The following is a 16,381-nucleotide window of genomic DNA, read 5'->3' as shown; positions in this document are numbered from 1 at the left end:
AGGTGCGAGATGAGCGACAAGCAGACCCAAGGCCAGGGTTGGCTGGCCCGACTCGAGCGGCGGCTCTTCGAGGCGAGCCTGCCCCAAGTGGTACAGGGCATGCGCCATGAGGCGAGCGTCGAGTTCCGCGCCCTGGTGCGCGACCTCGAGGCGCCGATGGTACTGGGCTTCGAGCGCGAGGCGGCCCGCACCCTGAACGCCGCCGGCCAGCGCGACCTGATCCCTGCCGAGACCCTGATGCCCGAGATGATGGCCCGCTTCTCGCTCTCCCGAGAGGCCTTCGCCGGCGAGCCGAGCGGCTACGCCAAGCTCGAGCGGGTCTGCAACCGCTGCCCGGCGGTGGGGCGCTGCTGGAAGGCGATGCGTGCCGGGGCGTCCCGGGAGGTGTGCCGCGCCTTCTGTCCCAACGCGGCGGCCTTCGAGCACAGGGCGATGGCCGCGGCGAGCTGACGCACGCCAGCGGCCCTCGGTCACATCCCCACGACGCCCCCGGCAGCCTTGCTGCCGGGGGCGTCGTCGTTGCTGGCGGCTCGGTGAGCCGTCTCAGTCGGCCGTCTCGGGCTGGCGGCGGCGGAAGTCCCGGGGCGAGAAGCCGGTTAGCCGCTTGAAGAAGCGGGTGAAGTAGGCGGGCTCCGAGAAGCCCAGGGAGTCGGCCACCTGGCCGACGGTCATGTTGGTGTAGGTGAGCTGTCGCTTGGCCTCCAGCAGCAGGCGCTCGTGCAGCAGCTGCAGCGCACTGCGCCCGGCCAGGCGCCGGCACAGCAGGTTGAGGTGGGCGCTCGTCATGCCCAGCTGCTCGGCGAAGCGCTCGACGCTGGGCTGCTGGCGGAACTGCTGCTCGATCAACGCCTGGTAGTGCTTCAGGTGACGCAGCGAGCGCGCCTCGCGACGCGGGCCCGGGGAGCGGGCGGCATCGCCCGGTGGCACCGAGAGGCGCGAGGCCTCCACCACCAGCGCGTCGCACAGGGCGCCCAGCAGCCTCTCGCGCCCGGGGGCGGGGTGGCGGTACTCCTCGTCGACCTGGGCGACCAGGCGCGCGATGCGCCGGGCCTGGGGCTCGCCAAGCGGGTAGGGCGCCGCCCGGTTGAGGATGGCGGCGGCCTCGCCCAGCCGGCTCGCCAGCGCCTCGCCGAGGGGTCGGGCCAGGGTGATGATGTGACCCTGGGTGTCCGGAGAGAAGCGGAAGCCGTGGATGCACAGGGCCGGCACCACGATCAGCAGTGGCGCCCGGCCGCGGTGCAGGCTGCCCTCGAGCTCCAGCTCCACCTCGCCGGCGGAGAGGTGGAGCAGGTGCACCAGATCGCTGTGGCGATGGGGCCGGATGCGCCAGTCGTGCAGGCGGCTTCGTTCGGGGATTGATTCGCAGTGCAGCAGGTCGGGCGTGGGCCAGTGGCGGGTCTCGCCATACAGCTTGAAGACAGGAACGGCGGCATCGGGCATGGGGCCTCCCCGGGGAACAGCTTCGACCAAAGATGGAGAGTGATATTGGGATTGTCCAGATAACCCTGCCAATATTGCCTTAAGCTGGGCGGTTTTTCAGTGAAAAATACAATCCACATAGCGAACACTTGTTCACCCTGACCGAACGCACGGAGTTTCCCATGAAGACACAGGTCGCGATCATCGGCGCCGGCCCCTCTGGCCTGCTGCTGGGTCAGCTGCTCAGCCGCCAGGGCATCGACAACGTCATCCTCGAGCGCAAGTCCGGCGAGTATGTGCTGAGCCGCATCCGCGCGGGCGTGCTGGAGCAGGGCATGGTGGACCTGCTGCGCGAGGCGGGCGTCGACCGGCGCATGGACGAGGAGGGCGAGGTGCACGACGGCGTCGAGTTGGCCCTGGACAACCGCCGCGTGCGCGTCGACCTCGCCGGGCTCACCGGCGGCAAGACGGTGATGGTCTACGGCCAGACCGAGGTCACCCGTGACCTGATGGAGGCGCGCGAGTCGATCGGTGCCACCACGATCTATGAGGCCGACAACGTCCAGCCCCACGACCTGGAGAGCGACAGCCCCTATGTCACCTTCGAGAAGGATGGCGAGACCCATCGCCTCGACTGCGACTACGTGGCCGGCTGCGATGGCTTCCATGGGATCTCGCGCCAGTCGATCCCGGCGGATCGCATCAAGGAGTTCGAGAAGGTCTATCCCTTCGGCTGGCTGGGCCTGCTCTCCGACACCCCGCCGGTGGCCGAGGAGCTGATCTACGCCCGCCACGAGCGTGGCTTCGCCCTGTGCAGCATGCGTTCGTCGACCCGCAGCCGCTACTACATCCAGGTGGGGCTGGACGAGAAGGTCGAGGAGTGGTCCGACGAGCGCTTCTGGGAGGAGCTCAAGCGGCGCATCCCCGATGAGGTGGCCGAGAAGCTGGTCACCGGCCCCTCCATCGAGAAGAGCATCGCCCCGCTGCGCAGCTTCGTGGTCGAGCCGATGCAGTACGGGCGGCTGTTCCTGGTGGGTGACGCCGCCCATATCGTGCCGCCCACCGGCGCCAAGGGCCTCAATCTGGCGGCCAGCGACGTCAACACCCTCTACCGGCTGATGGTGAAGGTCTACCAGGAGGGGCGTACCGACCTGATCCCGAACTACTCCGAGACCTGTCTCAAGCGGATCTGGAAGGCCGAGCGCTTCTCTTGGTGGATGACTTCCATGCTGCACAAGTTCTCCGAGGAGGAGGACTTCAACACCCGCATGCAGCAGGCGGAGCTGGACTACGTGACAAGCTCCGAGGCGGGGCTGACCACCATCGCCGAAAACTACGTGGGCCTGCCCTACGAGTCGCTGGAGTAGGCCGCACGCCAGTCGCGTACCTCCATTGACGCCCCGGATCCGCCAGCGGCGGGTCCGGGGCGTCGTCGATTCAGGGGTAGCGTCCGCTGCGTCGGTTCTCCACCAGTACCTCGAGAATGCGGAACGCCTCCTGCATGACCGGGGAGAGGGCCTCTCCGCGGCGGCGACTGCAGATCACCGGTGAGGTGAGGCTTGGATCGGCCAGGTAGACGTAGGAGATGCCGTCGCGCTGCACGCGCCTGACCTGTTCCGGCACCAGGGTGATCCCCACCTCCGAGGCGACCAGCCCCAGTGCCGTCTGCAGCTCGTTGGCCTCCTGCACCACCTCCACCTTGAGCGCCTTGCGGCGGAATAGCCCCAGCACCATGTCGGCCATGCTCGGCCGCGGCCTGGCGGGAAACAGGATCAGCGGGTAGCAGGCCAGCTCCTCGAGGGTGGGGGTGGTCCCCTCCAGCGGGTGCCCGCTGGGCAGGGCGGCGATCAGCGGCTCGTCGAACAGCACCTCCTGCTCCACGTCCGGGTCGTCGATGCGCAGACGACCGAAGCCCAGGTCGATGCGTCCCGCCTTCAGCGCCTGGATCTGCTGCACCGTGGTCAGCTCGGCCAGGGTCAACTCCACATCATCCTTTTGTCGTAAATCGCGCACGAGCAGGGGCAGCTGTCCATAGAACACCGAGGGTACGAAGCCGATGCCGAACAGGCTGCGCTTGCTTCGGGCCATGCGCCGGGTCGACTCCAGGGTGACATCCACCTTCTCGAGTATCTGCAGGGCATGCTGCCGAAAGAACTGCCCGGTGGGGGTCAGGCGCAGACCGCGAGAGCTGCGCTCGAAGAGTTCGGCCCCGACTTCCTTCTCCAACTGCTTGATCTGCCTTGATAAAGGCGGCTGTGACATGTGCAGGCGCTCGGCCGCGCAGGTCAGGTTGAGCTCTTCGGCGACCACACAGAAATACCTCAGATGGCGCAGCTCCATGATGCCTCCAGGGTATGGCGGGCCACCCAAACAATATTGGTTACGTCTTCCCGCTGCAATCAGACTGCCACTCAATCACCGAATACCCGAGCGGGAGCCGCCATGTCATCCGTGATCGAATCCATCCAGACGCTGTTGGTCGACCTGCCGACCATCCGTCCGCACAAGCTCTCCATGACCACCATGGCCTGCCAGACCATGGTGATCGTGCGCATGCGCCACTCCGACGGCATCGAGGGCCTGGGCGAGGGCACCACCATCGGTGGGCTGGCCTACGGCCCCGAGAGCCCCGAGAGCATCAAGCGCAATATCGATACCTACCTGGCGCCGCTGCTGATCGGCCAGCCTTCCGCCAACGTCAACGCCCTGCGCGCCCGGCTCAACCGCAACGCGCGCGGCAACATGATCGCCAAGTCGGCGCTGGAGACCGCGCTGCTCGACGCCCAGGGCAAGCGCCTGGGGCTCTCCGTAGCCGAGCTGCTGGGCGGCGCCCGCCAGTCCCACCTGCCGGTGCTGTGGACCCTGGCCAGCGGCGACACCGCCAAGGATATCGACGAGGCCCTGCTGCGCCTGGAGCAGCGTCGTCACTGTGACTTCAAGCTGAAGATCGGTGCCAATCCGGTCAAGCAGGATGTGCGCCACGTGGCCGCCATCAAGGAGGCCCTGGGCGATCGCGCCAGTGTGCGTGTCGACGTCAACCAGGCCTGGGACGAGTCCACCGCCGTATATGGCATCCAGGCCCTGCAGGACGCCGGCATCGAGCTGATCGAGCAGGCCATCCCGGCGCGCGAGCATGCCGGCCTGATCCGCCTGGCCGACCGCTTCAACGTGCCGATGCTCGCCGATGAGGCGGTGCAGGATGCCCGCGACGGCCTCGACCTGGCCCGGGGGGGCTTCAGCGGCGCCTTCGCCCTCAAGATCGCCAAGTCCGGCGGTGTACACGGCGTACTGGAGCTGGCCCACGTGGCACAGGCTGCCGGCATCGGCCTCTACGGCGGCACCCTGCTCGAGGGCACCATCGGCACCGCCGCCTCCCTGCATGCCTGGGCGACACTGCCGGAGATGGCCTGGGGTACCGAGATGTTCGGCCCGCTGCTGCTCAAGGACGACATCGTCGTCGAGCCGCTGGCCTATCGCGAGTTCGGCGTGGAACTGCCCAAGGGGCCGGGGCTGGGTATCACGCTAGACGAAGACAAGCTGGCCCACTATTCCCGCAAGGGCTGAGTCCCAGAGAACCGAGTCCCGCAAGCACGTCGGTGTGCTTTCGCTGAAGAGGAGAACGTCATGCTGTTTCAGGTGGAAATGACCGTCAAGCTGCCGCCGTCGATGCCGGCCGAGCAGGCCGCCGAGATCAAGGCGACCGAGAAGGCCTACTCACAGGAGCTGCAGCGCTCCGGCAAGTGGCGCCACCTGTGGCGCGTGGCCGGCAGCTATTCGAACGTCAGCATCTTCGACGTCGAGGACAACGCCGAGCTTCAGGAGCTGGTCAGCAACCTGCCGCTCTTTCCCTACATGGAGATCAGCGTCAAGCCGCTGTGTCGTCACCCGTCCTCCGTGCGCGAGGACGACTCGTGAGTCACGGATGAAGCCAGTCAGTTCCGTCTAGCGGAACACAACCATATAACGAACGAGGATAACCGACCATGACCGTGAAGATTTTCGATACCCTCGAGGTTCAGGACTTCCTGAAGACCATCGCCGGCTTCGACCAGGAGGGCGGCAACGAGCGCGCCAAGCAGATCGTCCATCGCCTGATCTCCGACCTGTTCAAACTGATCGACGACTTCGATGTCACCGAGGAGGAGTACTGGTCCGCCGTCAATCTGCTCAACGCCCTAGGCAGCCAGACCCAGTTCGGCCTGCTCTCCCCGGGCCTGGGCTTCGACCACTTCCTCGACATGCGTCAGGACGCCATCGACGCCGAGGCCCAGCGTACCGGCGGTACCCCGCGCACCATCGAGGGTCCGCTCTACGTGGCCGGCGCCCCGGAAGCCGAGGGCTTCGCGCGCATGGACGACGGCCAGGACCAGGACGGCGAGGCCATGTGGCTGACCGGCCAGGTGCGTGATGTTGACGGCACCCCGATCGCCGGCGCCAAGGTCGAGATCTGGCATGCCAACTCCAAGGGCGGCTACTCCTTCTTCGACCAGACCCAGAGCGAGTACAACCTGCGCCGCACCATCTACACCGACAGCGAAGGCCGCTACACCGCGCGCAGCATCATCCCCTCCGGCTACGGCGTGCCGGAAGGTGCTCCCACCGACGTGGTGCTCAAGTCCCTGGGCCGCCACGGGGAGCGTCCGGCGCACATCCACTACTTCGTCTCCGCACCGGGTCACCAGCACCTGACCACCCAGATCAACCTGGCCGGCGACCCCTACACCTACGACGACTTCGCCTTCGCGACCCGCGAGGAGCTGGTGGTGCCGGCCAAGCGCATCGAGGAGCAGGACGAGATCGCCAAGCGCGAGATGGACGGTCCCTTCTCCGAGGTGGTGTTCGACGTCGAGCTGTCGAAGACCGACAAGGCCGAGCTGCAGACTCGCCATGCCCGTCCGCGCGCCAAGGAAGACGAGCAGGACCAGGCCAGCCAACTGGCAGGTACCGCCAAGGTCTGATCGGCAGGCCATCCCTTGATGACGGCGGGCCACCCCCTGGGCCCGCCGGACCAATACGACAAGATACCGAGGATATGGATCATGACCAGCAAGCTTGATCAACTCGAGGAGCGCGTCCGCGGCGCCGTCCAGGACGATGCCGAGAAGGGCGTCTTCCGCTGCCATCGCAGCATGTTCACCGACCCGTCAGCCTGACGGGGCAGTTCCTGCCGGGCATGGCGATCCTGCGCGGCGCCGGCTACAACACCCCGGCCAGGCCGATCGTCACCCTGGCTAGCCTGACCTCCTTCGTCACCGCCTTCTTCGGCGGGATCACCACGGTGATCGCGGCGATCACGGCGGCGATCTGCACCAGCGAGGAGGCCCACGAGGACCCGAGCAAGCGCTATGTGGCGGGAGTGGCCAACGGCGTCTTCTACCTGGTGGGGGGCACCTTTGCCGGTACCATCGTGGCGCTGTTTACCTCGTTGCCCGGCGAGTTCGTTGCCATCCTGGCGGGGCTGGCGCTGATCGGTGCCATCACCAGCAACCTGAGCGCCTTTGCCGCCCACAGGGACCACCTCGACGGTGATCACCTTCATTGCCACCGCCTCGGGCATCAGCTTCATGGGGCTCGGATCGGCCTTCTGGGGAGTGGTGGCAGGGGCGCTGGCCTACCAGCTGTTACATCGCCCGTGGCGCCAGGCCAGTCGGGAGGCTCGGCGAGAGGCCACCTGACACTCAGCGCTTGTCCTGCTCGTCAGGTCTTACCTCATAATCCCCCTCCAGCACCTGCTGCTCGCGATGGCTGCCGCTGGAGGTGTGCGTCTCCCGATAACGGGTTTCCTGATAGTGGAAGCTGGCGCCGTCCACGTCCTCGGCCTGTTCGGCGCGCATCTGTTCCATGCGTTTCTTCAGCCGGTGGCGCAGCAGCGGCATCAGCGCCCAGCCCAGCAGCAGGAAGATCAGGCCGAACACCATGGCCACGATCATCAGGGTGCCGAACAGCAGCCAGGCGAGCAGCATCTTGAGGCTGTCGAGCAGGCCGCCACCCTGACTCTGGCGGGCGCGCTGCTGCCATGCCTGGGCGGCGCGCCAGGCGGGGTTCTGGCGGGGGTCGCGGTGGGGACCTTGGGAATCGGGCATCTGACTCTCCTGAGGGGCGGCGTCGGTGCGCCGCGAAATGTGCTGCCCCTTGGAAGGCCAGAAGGCAGGTTCGTTCCTTTCAGGCTAGCCCTTCCACACCTCGGCCACGATCTCGTAGCTTCTCAGGCGGTCCTCCAGGGCATAGACGTCGGTATTGAGCATCAGCTCGTCGGCGCCGGTCTGCTCGAGGAAGCTCTCCAACCCCTGGCGCACGGTCTCGGGGCCGCCGACGATGGCGGCACCGAGGAACTGCTGCAGCTGGGCCTCCTCCATGGGCGTCATCTCCAGGTGCTCCACCGGCGGTCTGGCGCAGGTGCGCTGGCCGCGGATCATGCCCAGGAACTTCTGCTGGGAGGTGGTGGCCAGGTACGCGGCGTGGGCGTCGTTGTCGGCGGCGACCACCGGCAGCCCCACCATGGCGTGGGGCTTCTCCAGCACCGCCGAGGGGCGGAAGTTGTCGCGGTAGAGGCGCAGGGCCTCGAACAGGTAGCCCGGGGCGAACTGGGCGGCGAAGGCGAAGGGCAGGCCCAGCCGCGCCGCCAGCTGGGCGCTGTAGCCGCTGGAGCCGAGCAGCCAGATCGGCACCCGGGTGCCCTGGCCGGGCACCGCGCGCACCCGCTGGCCGGGCTGTTCGTCGCCGAGGAAGCCCTGGAGCTCCTCCAGGCGCTGGGGGAAGTCCTCCACCCCGGCGTAGGGGTCGCGGCGCAGCGCCGCCATGGTGGCGGCGTCGGAGCCCGGCGCGCGCCCCAGGCCCAGGTCGATGCGCCCCGGGTAGAGGGTCTCCAGGGTGCCGAACTGCTCGGCGATCACCAGCGGCGGGTGGTTGGGCAGCATGATGCCGCCGCTGCCCACCCGGATGCGCTCGGTGGCGCCGGCGATATGGCCGATCAGCACCGCGGTGGCGGCGCTGGCGATGCCCTCGATGCTGTGGTGCTCGGCGAGCCAGTAGCGGGTATAGCCCAGGCGCTCGGTGAGCCGTGCCAGGGCCACGCTCTCCCGGAAGCTGTCGGCGGCGCTGCCGCCTTCGCGGATGGGGGCGAGGTCGAGGACGGAGAGGGGTGCATCGGCGAGACGGGGCATGACGGCTCCGATTGGGACGGGTGAATAGTTAGCCTGCTGAGAGATGTTGATGGGGGCGTTCCCCGTCGGATGCAATGCCCCTTGCACCGTCTGGCACTATCTCTCGTCTTGCATCTCTCTGTCTCGCCCTCTGCAGTGGTGTGTCAACGTGCGTACAAGTGTGCTGCAGCGCCAATGCCACCTGTCTGGCGTGCGGCAGGCTGGTATCATTATTGTACAAATTCTAGACAGCAGGAACCATTAGATGGCAGATCATGGAGGCAAGACGGTCTTTACCGTCTCGACGATCATCATACTCGCCCTGGTGGCGGTGGGCGCCGCCTTCCCGGAAGGGTTCGGCAACATTGCCACCACCGCTCTCGGCAGCGTGACCCGAATGTTCGGCTGGTTCTACCTGTTCTCGGTGTTCGGCTTCGTCATCTTCCTGCTGGTGCTGGCCTTCAGCAAGTACGGCAAGATTCGCCTCGGGCCCCAGGACAGCACGCCGAGCTTCAGTTTCTTCTCCTGGATCAGCATGCTGCTGGCCGCCGGTTTCGGCGTGGGGCTGGTGTTCTACGGCATGGCCGAGCCGATGTTTCACTACATCGAGCCACCCTACGGCGACGTGCCTGCGCAGACGGAGGCCTCGGCTCGCTACGCCATCCAGTACAGCTACTTCAACTGGGGCATCCATCAGTGGGCAGCCTTCTCGGTGGTGGGCCTGATCATCGCCTACTTCCAGTTCCGCAAGGGGCAGGCCGGCCTGGTCTCCTCGGTGCTCTCCTCGGTCACCGCCAAGCATCCCGGGGCGCGCCGCTACGCGCCGGCACTGGACATCTTCGCCGTGGTCGCCACGGTGATGGGGGTGGCCACCTCGCTGGGGCTCGGCGTGCTGCAGATGAACGGCGGCCTCAACGCCGTGTTCGGCCTGCCCGAGTCGGTACTGTGGCAGTTCATCATCCTCTTCGTGATGTTCCTGGCCTACATGGCCTCCACCTGGTCGGGCCTGGACAAGGGCATCAAGCGGCTCTCCAACCTCAACATGATCCTCTGCATCGGCCTGATGCTGTGGGTGCTCGTCACCGGTCCGACGCTGGCGATACTGGAGACCATCACCCTGGGGATCGGCGATTACCTGCAGAACTTCATCGGCATGAGCCTGCGCATCTCGCCCTACAGCGACAACACCTGGGCGAGCAGCTGGACGATCTTCTACTGGGCCTGGGTCATCGCCTGGTCGCCCTTCGTGGGCACCTTCGTGGCGCGTGTCTCCCGTGGTCGTACCATCAAGGAGTACGTGTTCGGCGTGCTGGTCGTGCCGCCGCTGCTGGCCTGCCTGTGGATCGGCGTGTTCGGCGGTGCGGCGCTCAACATGGAGCTGGGCGGTGACGTGGGCCTTGCCGCGGCCACCCAGGCCAATATCACCGTGGCGCTGTTCGAGATGTTCGACCTGATGCCCTTCTCGGGGGTGCTCTCGGTGGTGGCGATGATGCTGATCTTCGTCTTCCTGGTGACCTCGGCGGACTCCGCCTCCTATATCGTCGCCCAGATGACCGACAATGGCTCCATCAACCCGCCGCTCTACAAGCGAGTGACCTGGGGCGTGCTGATCGCGGCGATCTGTCTGACGCTGATCGCCGCCGGGGGCCTCTCCGGGCTGCAGGCGGCCTCGGTACTCTCGGCGCTGCCCTTCACCTTCATCCTCTACGGCATGGTGATCGTGCTGGTGCGTGAGCTGCGCGCCGATCGCCGAGCGATGCTCACCCAGCTCTATCGCCGCCATGGCGAGACCCCGGTGGGTGCCGATGCCTTCGAGGCGGATCAGCTGGCCGAGGAGGAGCGGCTGCGCCGGGCCCCCAGCGTGGTCAATCGGCGTATCAATCGTCGCGACGGCATCTAGTCGCTGGCCCGACGGCGGCGGAGGTCGTAAGCTTTGGGGATAAATGGTGAAATCGGACTTCCGCCATGTCTCTCTTTCCCATCGCAGGTGACCGTCGCCGTCGGGGGGCTACCCGACGGCGCGTGCCCGCTGCCCGCGGCGCCCGCTTCGATCGCTGGCTCGATCGCCTGGTGGATGCCGCCGTGATCATCGCCTTGCTGGTGGGAGGCATCGCCCTGGTGCTCACGCTGCTGCGCTAGCGTCATCTCGCTCGATCGGGGGCGGGCTGCTATGGTGAGGGGCCGCTATCCACAGGGACGTTGCGATGAGCTCGACCGACAGCCTGCTGCCCGCCAGGAGCCGTGCCTCGCGCCGTGAGATCGTCGGCTGGGCGATGTTCGATTTCGCCAACCAGGCCTATACCCTGCTGATCATCACCGTGGTGTTCGGCGAGCTGTTCACCACGGTGATCGTCGGCGAGCGCGGCGGCGACTATCGGCTGGCCAACTTCCTGTGGAGCCTGGCGCTGGCGGTGAGCTACCTGCTGGTGGTGGTCACCGGCCCGCTGTGCGGGGCGGTGATGGACTATCGGGCGGAGAAGAAGCGCTTCCTGTTCGCCAGCTACCTGGCCACCGTGGCCGCTACCGCCATGCTCTATTTTGTGGCGCCGGGCTACGTGGTGCTGGGCCTACTGCTGATCGTGGTTTCCAACTACGCCTACTCCATGGGCGAGTCCTTCATCGCCGCCTTCCTGCCCGACCTCGGCCCGCCCGAGGACCTGGGCAAGATCTCGGGCTTCGGCTGGGCTCTGGGTTACGTCGGTGGGCTCTTCGCCGCGGGCTTCACCCTGGTGGTGCTGGGCGAGGCCACGGCGGAGAACTTCGAACGCATCCGCTGGGTGGGGCCCTTCGCCGCCGGTTTCTTCCTGGTCACCGCCATCCCCACCTTCCTGTGGGTGAAGGAGCGCGGCACGCCCCAGCCGGCCGGCAAGCCCTATCGCGAGATCGCCATCGAGCGTGTCTCGACGACTCTCCATGAGCTCAAGCGCTTCCGTGACCTGGCCACCTTTCTGGTGTCGCTGCTGTTCTCCATGGCCGGGGTCTACATCATCATCGCCTTCGCCTTCATCTACGGCGCCCAGGTGATCGGCTGGGACGAGTCGATCCGCAACCTGATGTTCATCATCGTGCAGATCACCGCGGCGGCAGGGGCGCTGGGCTTCGGCTTCATCCAGGACCGCATCGGCACCAAGCTGACCTACCAGTTCACCCTGGTGCTGTGGGTGGCGGCGATCCTGGCGATCTGGGCCACCCCGGAGGTGACCACGCTGCTCAATACACGCTTCGGCCTCGACTGGGAGGCTCAGCACCTGTTCCTCTTCGTCGGCTGCCTGGCGGGACTCTCGCTGGGCTCCAGCCAGTCCGCCAGCCGTGCCCTGGTCGGGCTCTTCTCGCCGACACGCAAGGCCGCCGAATTCTTCGGTTTCTGGGGGCTGGCCAACAAGCTTGCCGGGGTGTTCGGCATCATTGCCCTGGGGCTGCTGCAGACGGTGGTGGGGCTGCAGGCCTCGATCCTGCTCTGTGCGGCGCTCTTCATCGTCGCCATCCTGATCTGCCTGTTCGTCGACCAGGCCCGCGGCCAGCGGGCGGCGGCGGAGTGGGAGGCGCGCAATGGCCGCTGAGGGGCGCGCGTGATGGGGGAACCGCTCACCCTGTTGCTTGTCGCCGCCACCTTCCTGGTGGCCGGCGGGGTCAAGGGCATCATCGGCATGGGCATGCCCACGGTGTCGCTGGCGCTGCTGGCCGCCACCCTGGGGCTGCAGCCGGCCATGGCGCTGCTGCTGGCGCCCACCCTGATCACCAATGTCTGGCAGGCGCTGGTCGGGGGCCACCTGGGACGCATCGCCAGGCAGCTCTGGCCCTTCCTGCTGGCCTCGGTGGTGACGGTGTGGCTGGGGGTGAGCGTCCTGGCCCGGGTCGAGGTGCGCTGGCTCTCGGGGCTACTGGGCGTGCTGATCGTCTTCTATGCGCTCGCCGGGCTGTGCAACCTGGGCCTGGCGAGGCTGGTCGGCGGCGGGCGTCATGCCGCGCCGGTCAACGGGGCCCTGACCGGCCTCCTGACCGGCATGACCGGCTCCTCGGTCTTTCCGGGCGTGGCCTACCTGCAGTCCCTGGGCCTGCCGCGGGAGATGCTGATCCAGGCCATGGGCGTGCTCTTCGTGACCACCACCCTGGCGCTGGGCCTCGCCCTGGGCGGCCAGCGTCTGCTCAGCGTGGAGCTGGGCCTGCTCTCCCTGGCGGCGGTGGTGCCTGCGCTGGTGGGCATGCGGCTGGGGCAGTGGCTGCGCGGGCGCCTCTCGGAAGCGACCTTCCGGCGCGCCTTCCACAGCGGCCTGCTGGCCATGGGCAGCTACCTGCTGGTGCGTGCGGTATCCGGATAGCGGGAGCCTGGTCGGTTTCGGGAGGTCCAACCCTCAGGCAGGCGAAGGGGAACGCGATGACAGATGACAACAGGGCGGTGCGGCGCACCGGCCTCGGCATGATGCTGCTGTTCTGGATGTTGTTCATCGCCACCGGAACCTGGTGGTTTCACGGCTATGTGGAGCGCCAGCGCAATCCCAACAGCCACCTGGTCAGCGCCGTGGCGGAGGGAGCGCCGGTGGTGCTCGAGCGCAATCGCGGCGGCCACTTCGTGGCCACGGGGCGCATCAACGGCGAGCCGGTGGAGTTCCTGGTGGATACCGGCGCCACCTACGTGGCGCTGCCGCGGGAGATGGCCAAGCGGCTGGGGCTCGAGCCCTCCGGCAGCGCCTGGTTCAATACTGCCAACGGGCGGGTGCGCGGTGAGCTCACCACCCTCGACGAGGTCAGCCTGGGCGGCCATGTGGCCCGCGATGTGCGCGGCTCCATCAGCGCCGGGCTGGAGGGCGATACCGCCCTGCTGGGTATGAGCTTCCTGGACCATTTCGATATACGCATCCGCGACGCACAGATGGTGTTGGAGCCTGCCGACGGCTGAGTCACCCGTTTCCCGGAGCAGCCCCGCTGTGCTGGAAGCCCGGCGCTCTCGCCGCACTCCCCCAATGTCGACTTGTCGTGGACGGGGAGGGCAGGCAGGCTCCAGGATCCCTCTTGATCCTGCCGGAGTCCGCCATGAGCCAGTCACCAGCCCTCCATCAGCGTCTCGGTATCGCGCTGCCCATCCTCCAGGCACCCATGGCCGGTGCCCAGGGCAGTGCCCTGGCCATCGCCGTGGCGCGTGCCGGTGGGCTGGGGGCACTGCCCTGCGCCATGCTCTCCCCGGAGGCCATGGCCGAGGAGTTTGCGGCGTTCCGCGCCGCCACGCCGGCACCCCTCAATGTCAACTTCTTCTGTCACGTCCCGCCCGAGCCGGACCCTGCGGCCCAGGCACGCTGGCACGCGGCCCTCGCCCCCTTCTTCGCCGAGTTCGGCCTGGATATCGATGCCGTGCCGGAGGGCCCGGGGCGACGCCCCTTCGATCGCGAGACGTGTGACGCCCTGGAGCCTTTGCGTCCCGAGGTGGTGAGCTTCCATTTCGGCCTGCCCGAGGCCGCGCTGCTCGAGCGGGTCAAGGCCTGGGGGGCCACGGTGCTGGCCTCGGCGACTACCGTGGCCGAGGCAGAGTGGCTCGAGGCCCGGGGGGCCGATGCGGTGATCGTGCAGGGGCTGGAGGCGGGCGGACACCGCGGCATGTTCCTCGACGGGGAGGTCACCACCCAGGTCGGCACCTTCGCCCTGTTGCCCCAGGTGCGCGAGGCGATCGGTCTGCCGCTGATCGCCGCGGGCGGCATCGCCGATGCCTGCGGTGTGGCGGCTGCCCGGGCGCTGGGTGCCGATGGCGTCCAGGTAGGCACCGCGCTGCTGTGCTGTCCGGAGGCGACGATCTCGGCGATCCATCGCCGAGCGCTGCAGTCCGAGGCAGCACGCCACACCGCGCTGACCAATCTCTACAGCGGCCGCCCGGCCCGGGGCATCATCACCCGGCTAATGCGCGAGCTGGGCCCCATGGCCGAGGTGGCACCGGCCTTCCCCCTGGCCACCGCGGCCATCGCCCCGCTGCGCGCCGCCGCCGAGGCCAGCGGCAGCGGCGACTTCTCGCCGCTGTGGGCCGGGCAGAACGCCAGCCGCTGTCGCGAGGTGCCCGCCGCCGAGGTGATCGAGTCACTCGCCGCGGGGCTGTGAGCCCGGTGGACAGGGCTGATATCATGGATGCATGAACAGTGCCGCGGCGGTTGCCGCCCCCCTCGATGATCCCTTCTACTACCTGACGAACTTCGAGTTCGTGCTGGCCTGGGTAACCGAACGCCACGGCGACCTGCTCGGCGAGGCGGAGCACGCCTTCCTCGCCGCCTTCGCCGACCTGCCGCGGCCCGCCCGGGCGCTGCTGGTGCGCATGGTGATGCGCAAGGGCGAGCACTTCCGCCCCTCGCGGCTCGCCTACCCCGAGATCGACGCCGATGCCGGCGACACCGCGGCGGCGCTGGTGCCGCTGGTGGCGGCCGGCCTGGTGGAGGAGGCGCCACCTCTCGCCCTCGAGACCCTCTTCGCCCAGCTGCGCCTCCCCGAGCTGCGACAGGCCCTGGCCGACGAGATCCGCGCCGCCGGCCTGCCCGCCGGTGCCGGTAAGGCGGTGCTGCGCGAGGCGCTGCTGGCTCGGGACGCGTCGCCGCGGCCGCTGGCCGCCTGGTGGCCCGAGGCCCCGGAGGGGGTGGTGCGCCTGGCGGTGATGGCCACCTGCGACCGCCTGCGGCTGATGTTCTTCGGCAACCTGCGCCAGGACTGGTCGGAGTTCGTGCTCGCCGAGCTGGGCCATCAGCGCTTCGAGTCGGTGCCCTTCGGCGTCGACGCCCGCGCCTTCCGTCGCCGCGAGGAGGTGGACGCCTACCTGGCGCTGCACGCGCTGCGCGGCCGCCTGGAGGAGGGTGAGGCGCCGGACCTGCTGGCCGCGGCGCTGCCGGCGCGGCCCGCCAACCCCTGGCTGGCGTCGCGCCACGCCCGGCTCTGCCTGGCCCTGGGACGCCAGGCGGAGCGCCAGGGCGAGGGGGCGCTGGCGCTGTCGCTCTATGGCCGCGCCGGCTGGCCGGCCCCCGCGGCGAGCGGCGAGGGGCGCATCCGTCTGCTGCGCCTGGCCGAGCGGCGCGGCGAGACGCGCAAGGCGCTGACCCTGGCCGAGCCCCTGGCCCGGCTGACCCGCGACGAGGCCGAGGCCCAGGCGCTCGGCCGGCTGCTGCTGCGGCTGCGCCGCCGGCTGGGCCTGCCGCCCCGGGCGATCTCCACTGAGCCGGCCCCCGAACGCTTCACCCTGCGCCTGCCCGGCCCCGCCTGGGTCGAGGGCGCGGTGCGCGACCACCTGCATCGTGAGGCGGCACCGGTCCACTACGTCGAGAACACCCTGGTCACCGGGCTCTTCGGCCTGCTCTGCTGGGAGGCGCTCTTCGCGCCGCTGCCCGGGGCCTTCTTCCACCCCTTCCAGTCCGGGCCCGCCGATCTCTACCGCGAGGACTTCGTGGCGCGGCGGCGGGGGCGCTTCGACGCCTGCCTGGCGCGCCTCGAGGCGGGGGCGCATCGCGAGGCCATCCTCGCCGCCTGGCGCGACAAGCAGGGGCTGGCCAACCCCTTCGTACACTGGGGCGCGCTCTCCGAGGCGCTGCTGGCGCAGGCCCTGGCCTGCATCCCGCCGGCCCACCTGCGCGCCTGCTTCGAGCGCCTGCTGGGCGACCTGCGCGCCAACCGTGCCGGCCTGCCGGACCTGGTCCAGTTCCTCCCCGAGGCCCCGGCGGGGGAGCCCCGCTACCGGCTGATCGAGGTCAAGGGGCCGGGTGATCGCCTGCAGGACAACCAGCGTCGCTGGCTGGCCTTCTTCCGGCGCCACGGCATCCCCGCGGCGGTGTGCCAGCTGAGCTGGGAGGTGAGCGCGTGAG

Annotated in this window: 16 protein-coding genes and 1 pseudogene; 13 read left to right on the top strand and 4 right to left on the bottom strand. The window is 68.5% G+C overall.

The genetic code is table 11. The annotated features are described in order from the left end of the window. The first annotated feature begins 9 nt into the window (after nucleotides 1–9). Complete coding sequence (locus tag Q673_RS34835) at nucleotides 10–450, top strand: hypothetical protein (protein WP_023007449.1); 441 nt, start codon at nucleotides 10–12, stop codon at nucleotides 448–450. A gap of 93 nt (nucleotides 451–543) precedes the next feature. On the opposite strand, the gene Q673_RS34830 is transcribed toward Q673_RS34835, so the two are convergent. Further along, on the bottom strand, nucleotides 544–1,440 hold the full coding sequence (locus Q673_RS34830; protein WP_023007448.1) for a helix-turn-helix domain-containing protein: 897 nt from the start codon (nucleotides 1,438–1,440) through the stop codon (nucleotides 544–546). A gap of 161 nt (nucleotides 1,441–1,601) precedes the next feature. On the opposite strand from Q673_RS34830, the gene pobA reads away from it, so the two are divergent. Then, entirely contained in the window at nucleotides 1,602–2,786 is a 1,185-nt protein-coding gene (pobA, locus tag Q673_RS34825; protein ID WP_023007447.1) for a 4-hydroxybenzoate 3-monooxygenase, read from the top strand. Nucleotides 2,787–2,856: 70 nt separating this feature from the next. Here pobA and Q673_RS34820 read toward each other — a convergent pair whose 3' ends face one another. Next, the gene (locus Q673_RS34820; RefSeq protein WP_023007446.1) at nucleotides 2,857–3,759 is read right to left on the bottom strand and encodes a LysR family transcriptional regulator; all 903 of its coding nucleotides are present in this window, start codon (nucleotides 3,757–3,759) and stop codon (nucleotides 2,857–2,859) included. A gap of 102 nt (nucleotides 3,760–3,861) precedes the next feature. Between Q673_RS34820 and Q673_RS34815 the strand changes: the two genes are divergently transcribed. The 5 genes and pseudogenes from Q673_RS34815 to Q673_RS37130 all read left to right on the top strand — a co-directional run bounded on the left by Q673_RS34815 (nucleotide 3,862) and on the right by Q673_RS37130 (nucleotide 7,094). Continuing rightward, nucleotides 3,862–4,983: a muconate/chloromuconate family cycloisomerase gene (locus tag Q673_RS34815; RefSeq protein WP_023007445.1), complete on the top strand. Its 1,122-nt coding sequence runs from the start codon at nucleotides 3,862–3,864 to the stop codon at nucleotides 4,981–4,983. A 60-nt stretch (nucleotides 4,984–5,043) separates the two neighbouring features. Continuing rightward, nucleotides 5,044–5,334: a muconolactone Delta-isomerase gene (gene catC, locus Q673_RS34810; protein WP_023007444.1), complete on the top strand. Its 291-nt coding sequence runs from the start codon at nucleotides 5,044–5,046 to the stop codon at nucleotides 5,332–5,334. A 68-nt stretch (nucleotides 5,335–5,402) separates the two neighbouring features. Continuing rightward, on the top strand, nucleotides 5,403–6,377 hold the full coding sequence (gene catA / locus Q673_RS34805; protein ID WP_023007443.1) for a catechol 1,2-dioxygenase: 975 nt from the start codon (nucleotides 5,403–5,405) through the stop codon (nucleotides 6,375–6,377). Between the two features lie 215 nt (nucleotides 6,378–6,592). Further along, nucleotides 6,593–6,856, top strand: a pseudogene (locus Q673_RS37135) (benzoate/H(+) symporter BenE family transporter); the annotation flags it as partial. Nucleotides 6,857–6,944: 88 nt separating this feature from the next. Next, a complete protein-coding gene (locus tag Q673_RS37130) occupies nucleotides 6,945–7,094 on the top strand; it encodes a benzoate/H(+) symporter BenE family transporter (RefSeq protein ID WP_023007440.1) in 150 nt (49 codons plus the stop codon). A gap of 3 nt (nucleotides 7,095–7,097) precedes the next feature. On the opposite strand, the gene Q673_RS34795 is transcribed toward Q673_RS37130, so the two are convergent. Then, nucleotides 7,098–7,502: a hypothetical protein gene (locus tag Q673_RS34795; protein ID WP_023007439.1), complete on the bottom strand. Its 405-nt coding sequence runs from the start codon at nucleotides 7,500–7,502 to the stop codon at nucleotides 7,098–7,100. A gap of 84 nt (nucleotides 7,503–7,586) precedes the next feature. Then, nucleotides 7,587–8,582 (bottom strand): LLM class flavin-dependent oxidoreductase, encoded by a 996-nt coding sequence (locus tag Q673_RS34790; RefSeq protein WP_023007438.1) that lies wholly within the window; start codon nucleotides 8,580–8,582, stop codon nucleotides 7,587–7,589. 244 nt (nucleotides 8,583–8,826) lie between these two features. Between Q673_RS34790 and Q673_RS34785 the strand changes: the two genes are divergently transcribed. From Q673_RS34785 to Q673_RS34760, 6 genes are all read left to right on the top strand, one after another. After that, the gene (locus Q673_RS34785) at nucleotides 8,827–10,461 is read left to right on the top strand and encodes a BCCT family transporter (protein WP_023007437.1); all 1,635 of its coding nucleotides are present in this window, start codon (nucleotides 8,827–8,829) and stop codon (nucleotides 10,459–10,461) included. Nucleotides 10,462–10,765: 304 nt separating this feature from the next. Then, complete coding sequence (locus Q673_RS34780) at nucleotides 10,766–12,121, top strand: MFS transporter (protein WP_023007435.1); 1,356 nt, start codon at nucleotides 10,766–10,768, stop codon at nucleotides 12,119–12,121. Nucleotides 12,122–12,133: 12 nt separating this feature from the next. Beyond that, nucleotides 12,134–12,880: a sulfite exporter TauE/SafE family protein gene (locus Q673_RS34775; protein ID WP_023007434.1), complete on the top strand. Its 747-nt coding sequence runs from the start codon at nucleotides 12,134–12,136 to the stop codon at nucleotides 12,878–12,880. A 56-nt stretch (nucleotides 12,881–12,936) separates the two neighbouring features. Further along, nucleotides 12,937–13,458, top strand: a complete 522-nt coding sequence (locus tag Q673_RS34770; RefSeq protein WP_023007433.1) for a retropepsin-like aspartic protease family protein — start codon at nucleotides 12,937–12,939, stop codon at nucleotides 13,456–13,458. A 77-nt stretch (nucleotides 13,459–13,535) separates the two neighbouring features. Continuing rightward, nucleotides 13,536–14,642 (top strand): NAD(P)H-dependent flavin oxidoreductase, encoded by a 1,107-nt coding sequence (locus Q673_RS34765; protein WP_327050017.1) that lies wholly within the window; start codon nucleotides 13,536–13,538, stop codon nucleotides 14,640–14,642. A 31-nt stretch (nucleotides 14,643–14,673) separates the two neighbouring features. Continuing rightward, complete coding sequence (locus Q673_RS34760) at nucleotides 14,674–16,380, top strand: VRR-NUC domain-containing protein (protein ID WP_023007431.1); 1,707 nt, start codon at nucleotides 14,674–14,676, stop codon at nucleotides 16,378–16,380. The last annotated feature ends 1 nt before the right edge of the window (nucleotide 16,381 follow it).

The organism is Halomonas sp. PBN3 (assembly GCF_000475415.1).
GTDB lineage: Bacteria > Pseudomonadota > Gammaproteobacteria > Pseudomonadales > Halomonadaceae > Halomonas > Halomonas shengliensis.
Note: the sequence above shows the minus strand (reverse complement) of the source record. Positions and strands in the feature narration are given on the sequence as shown.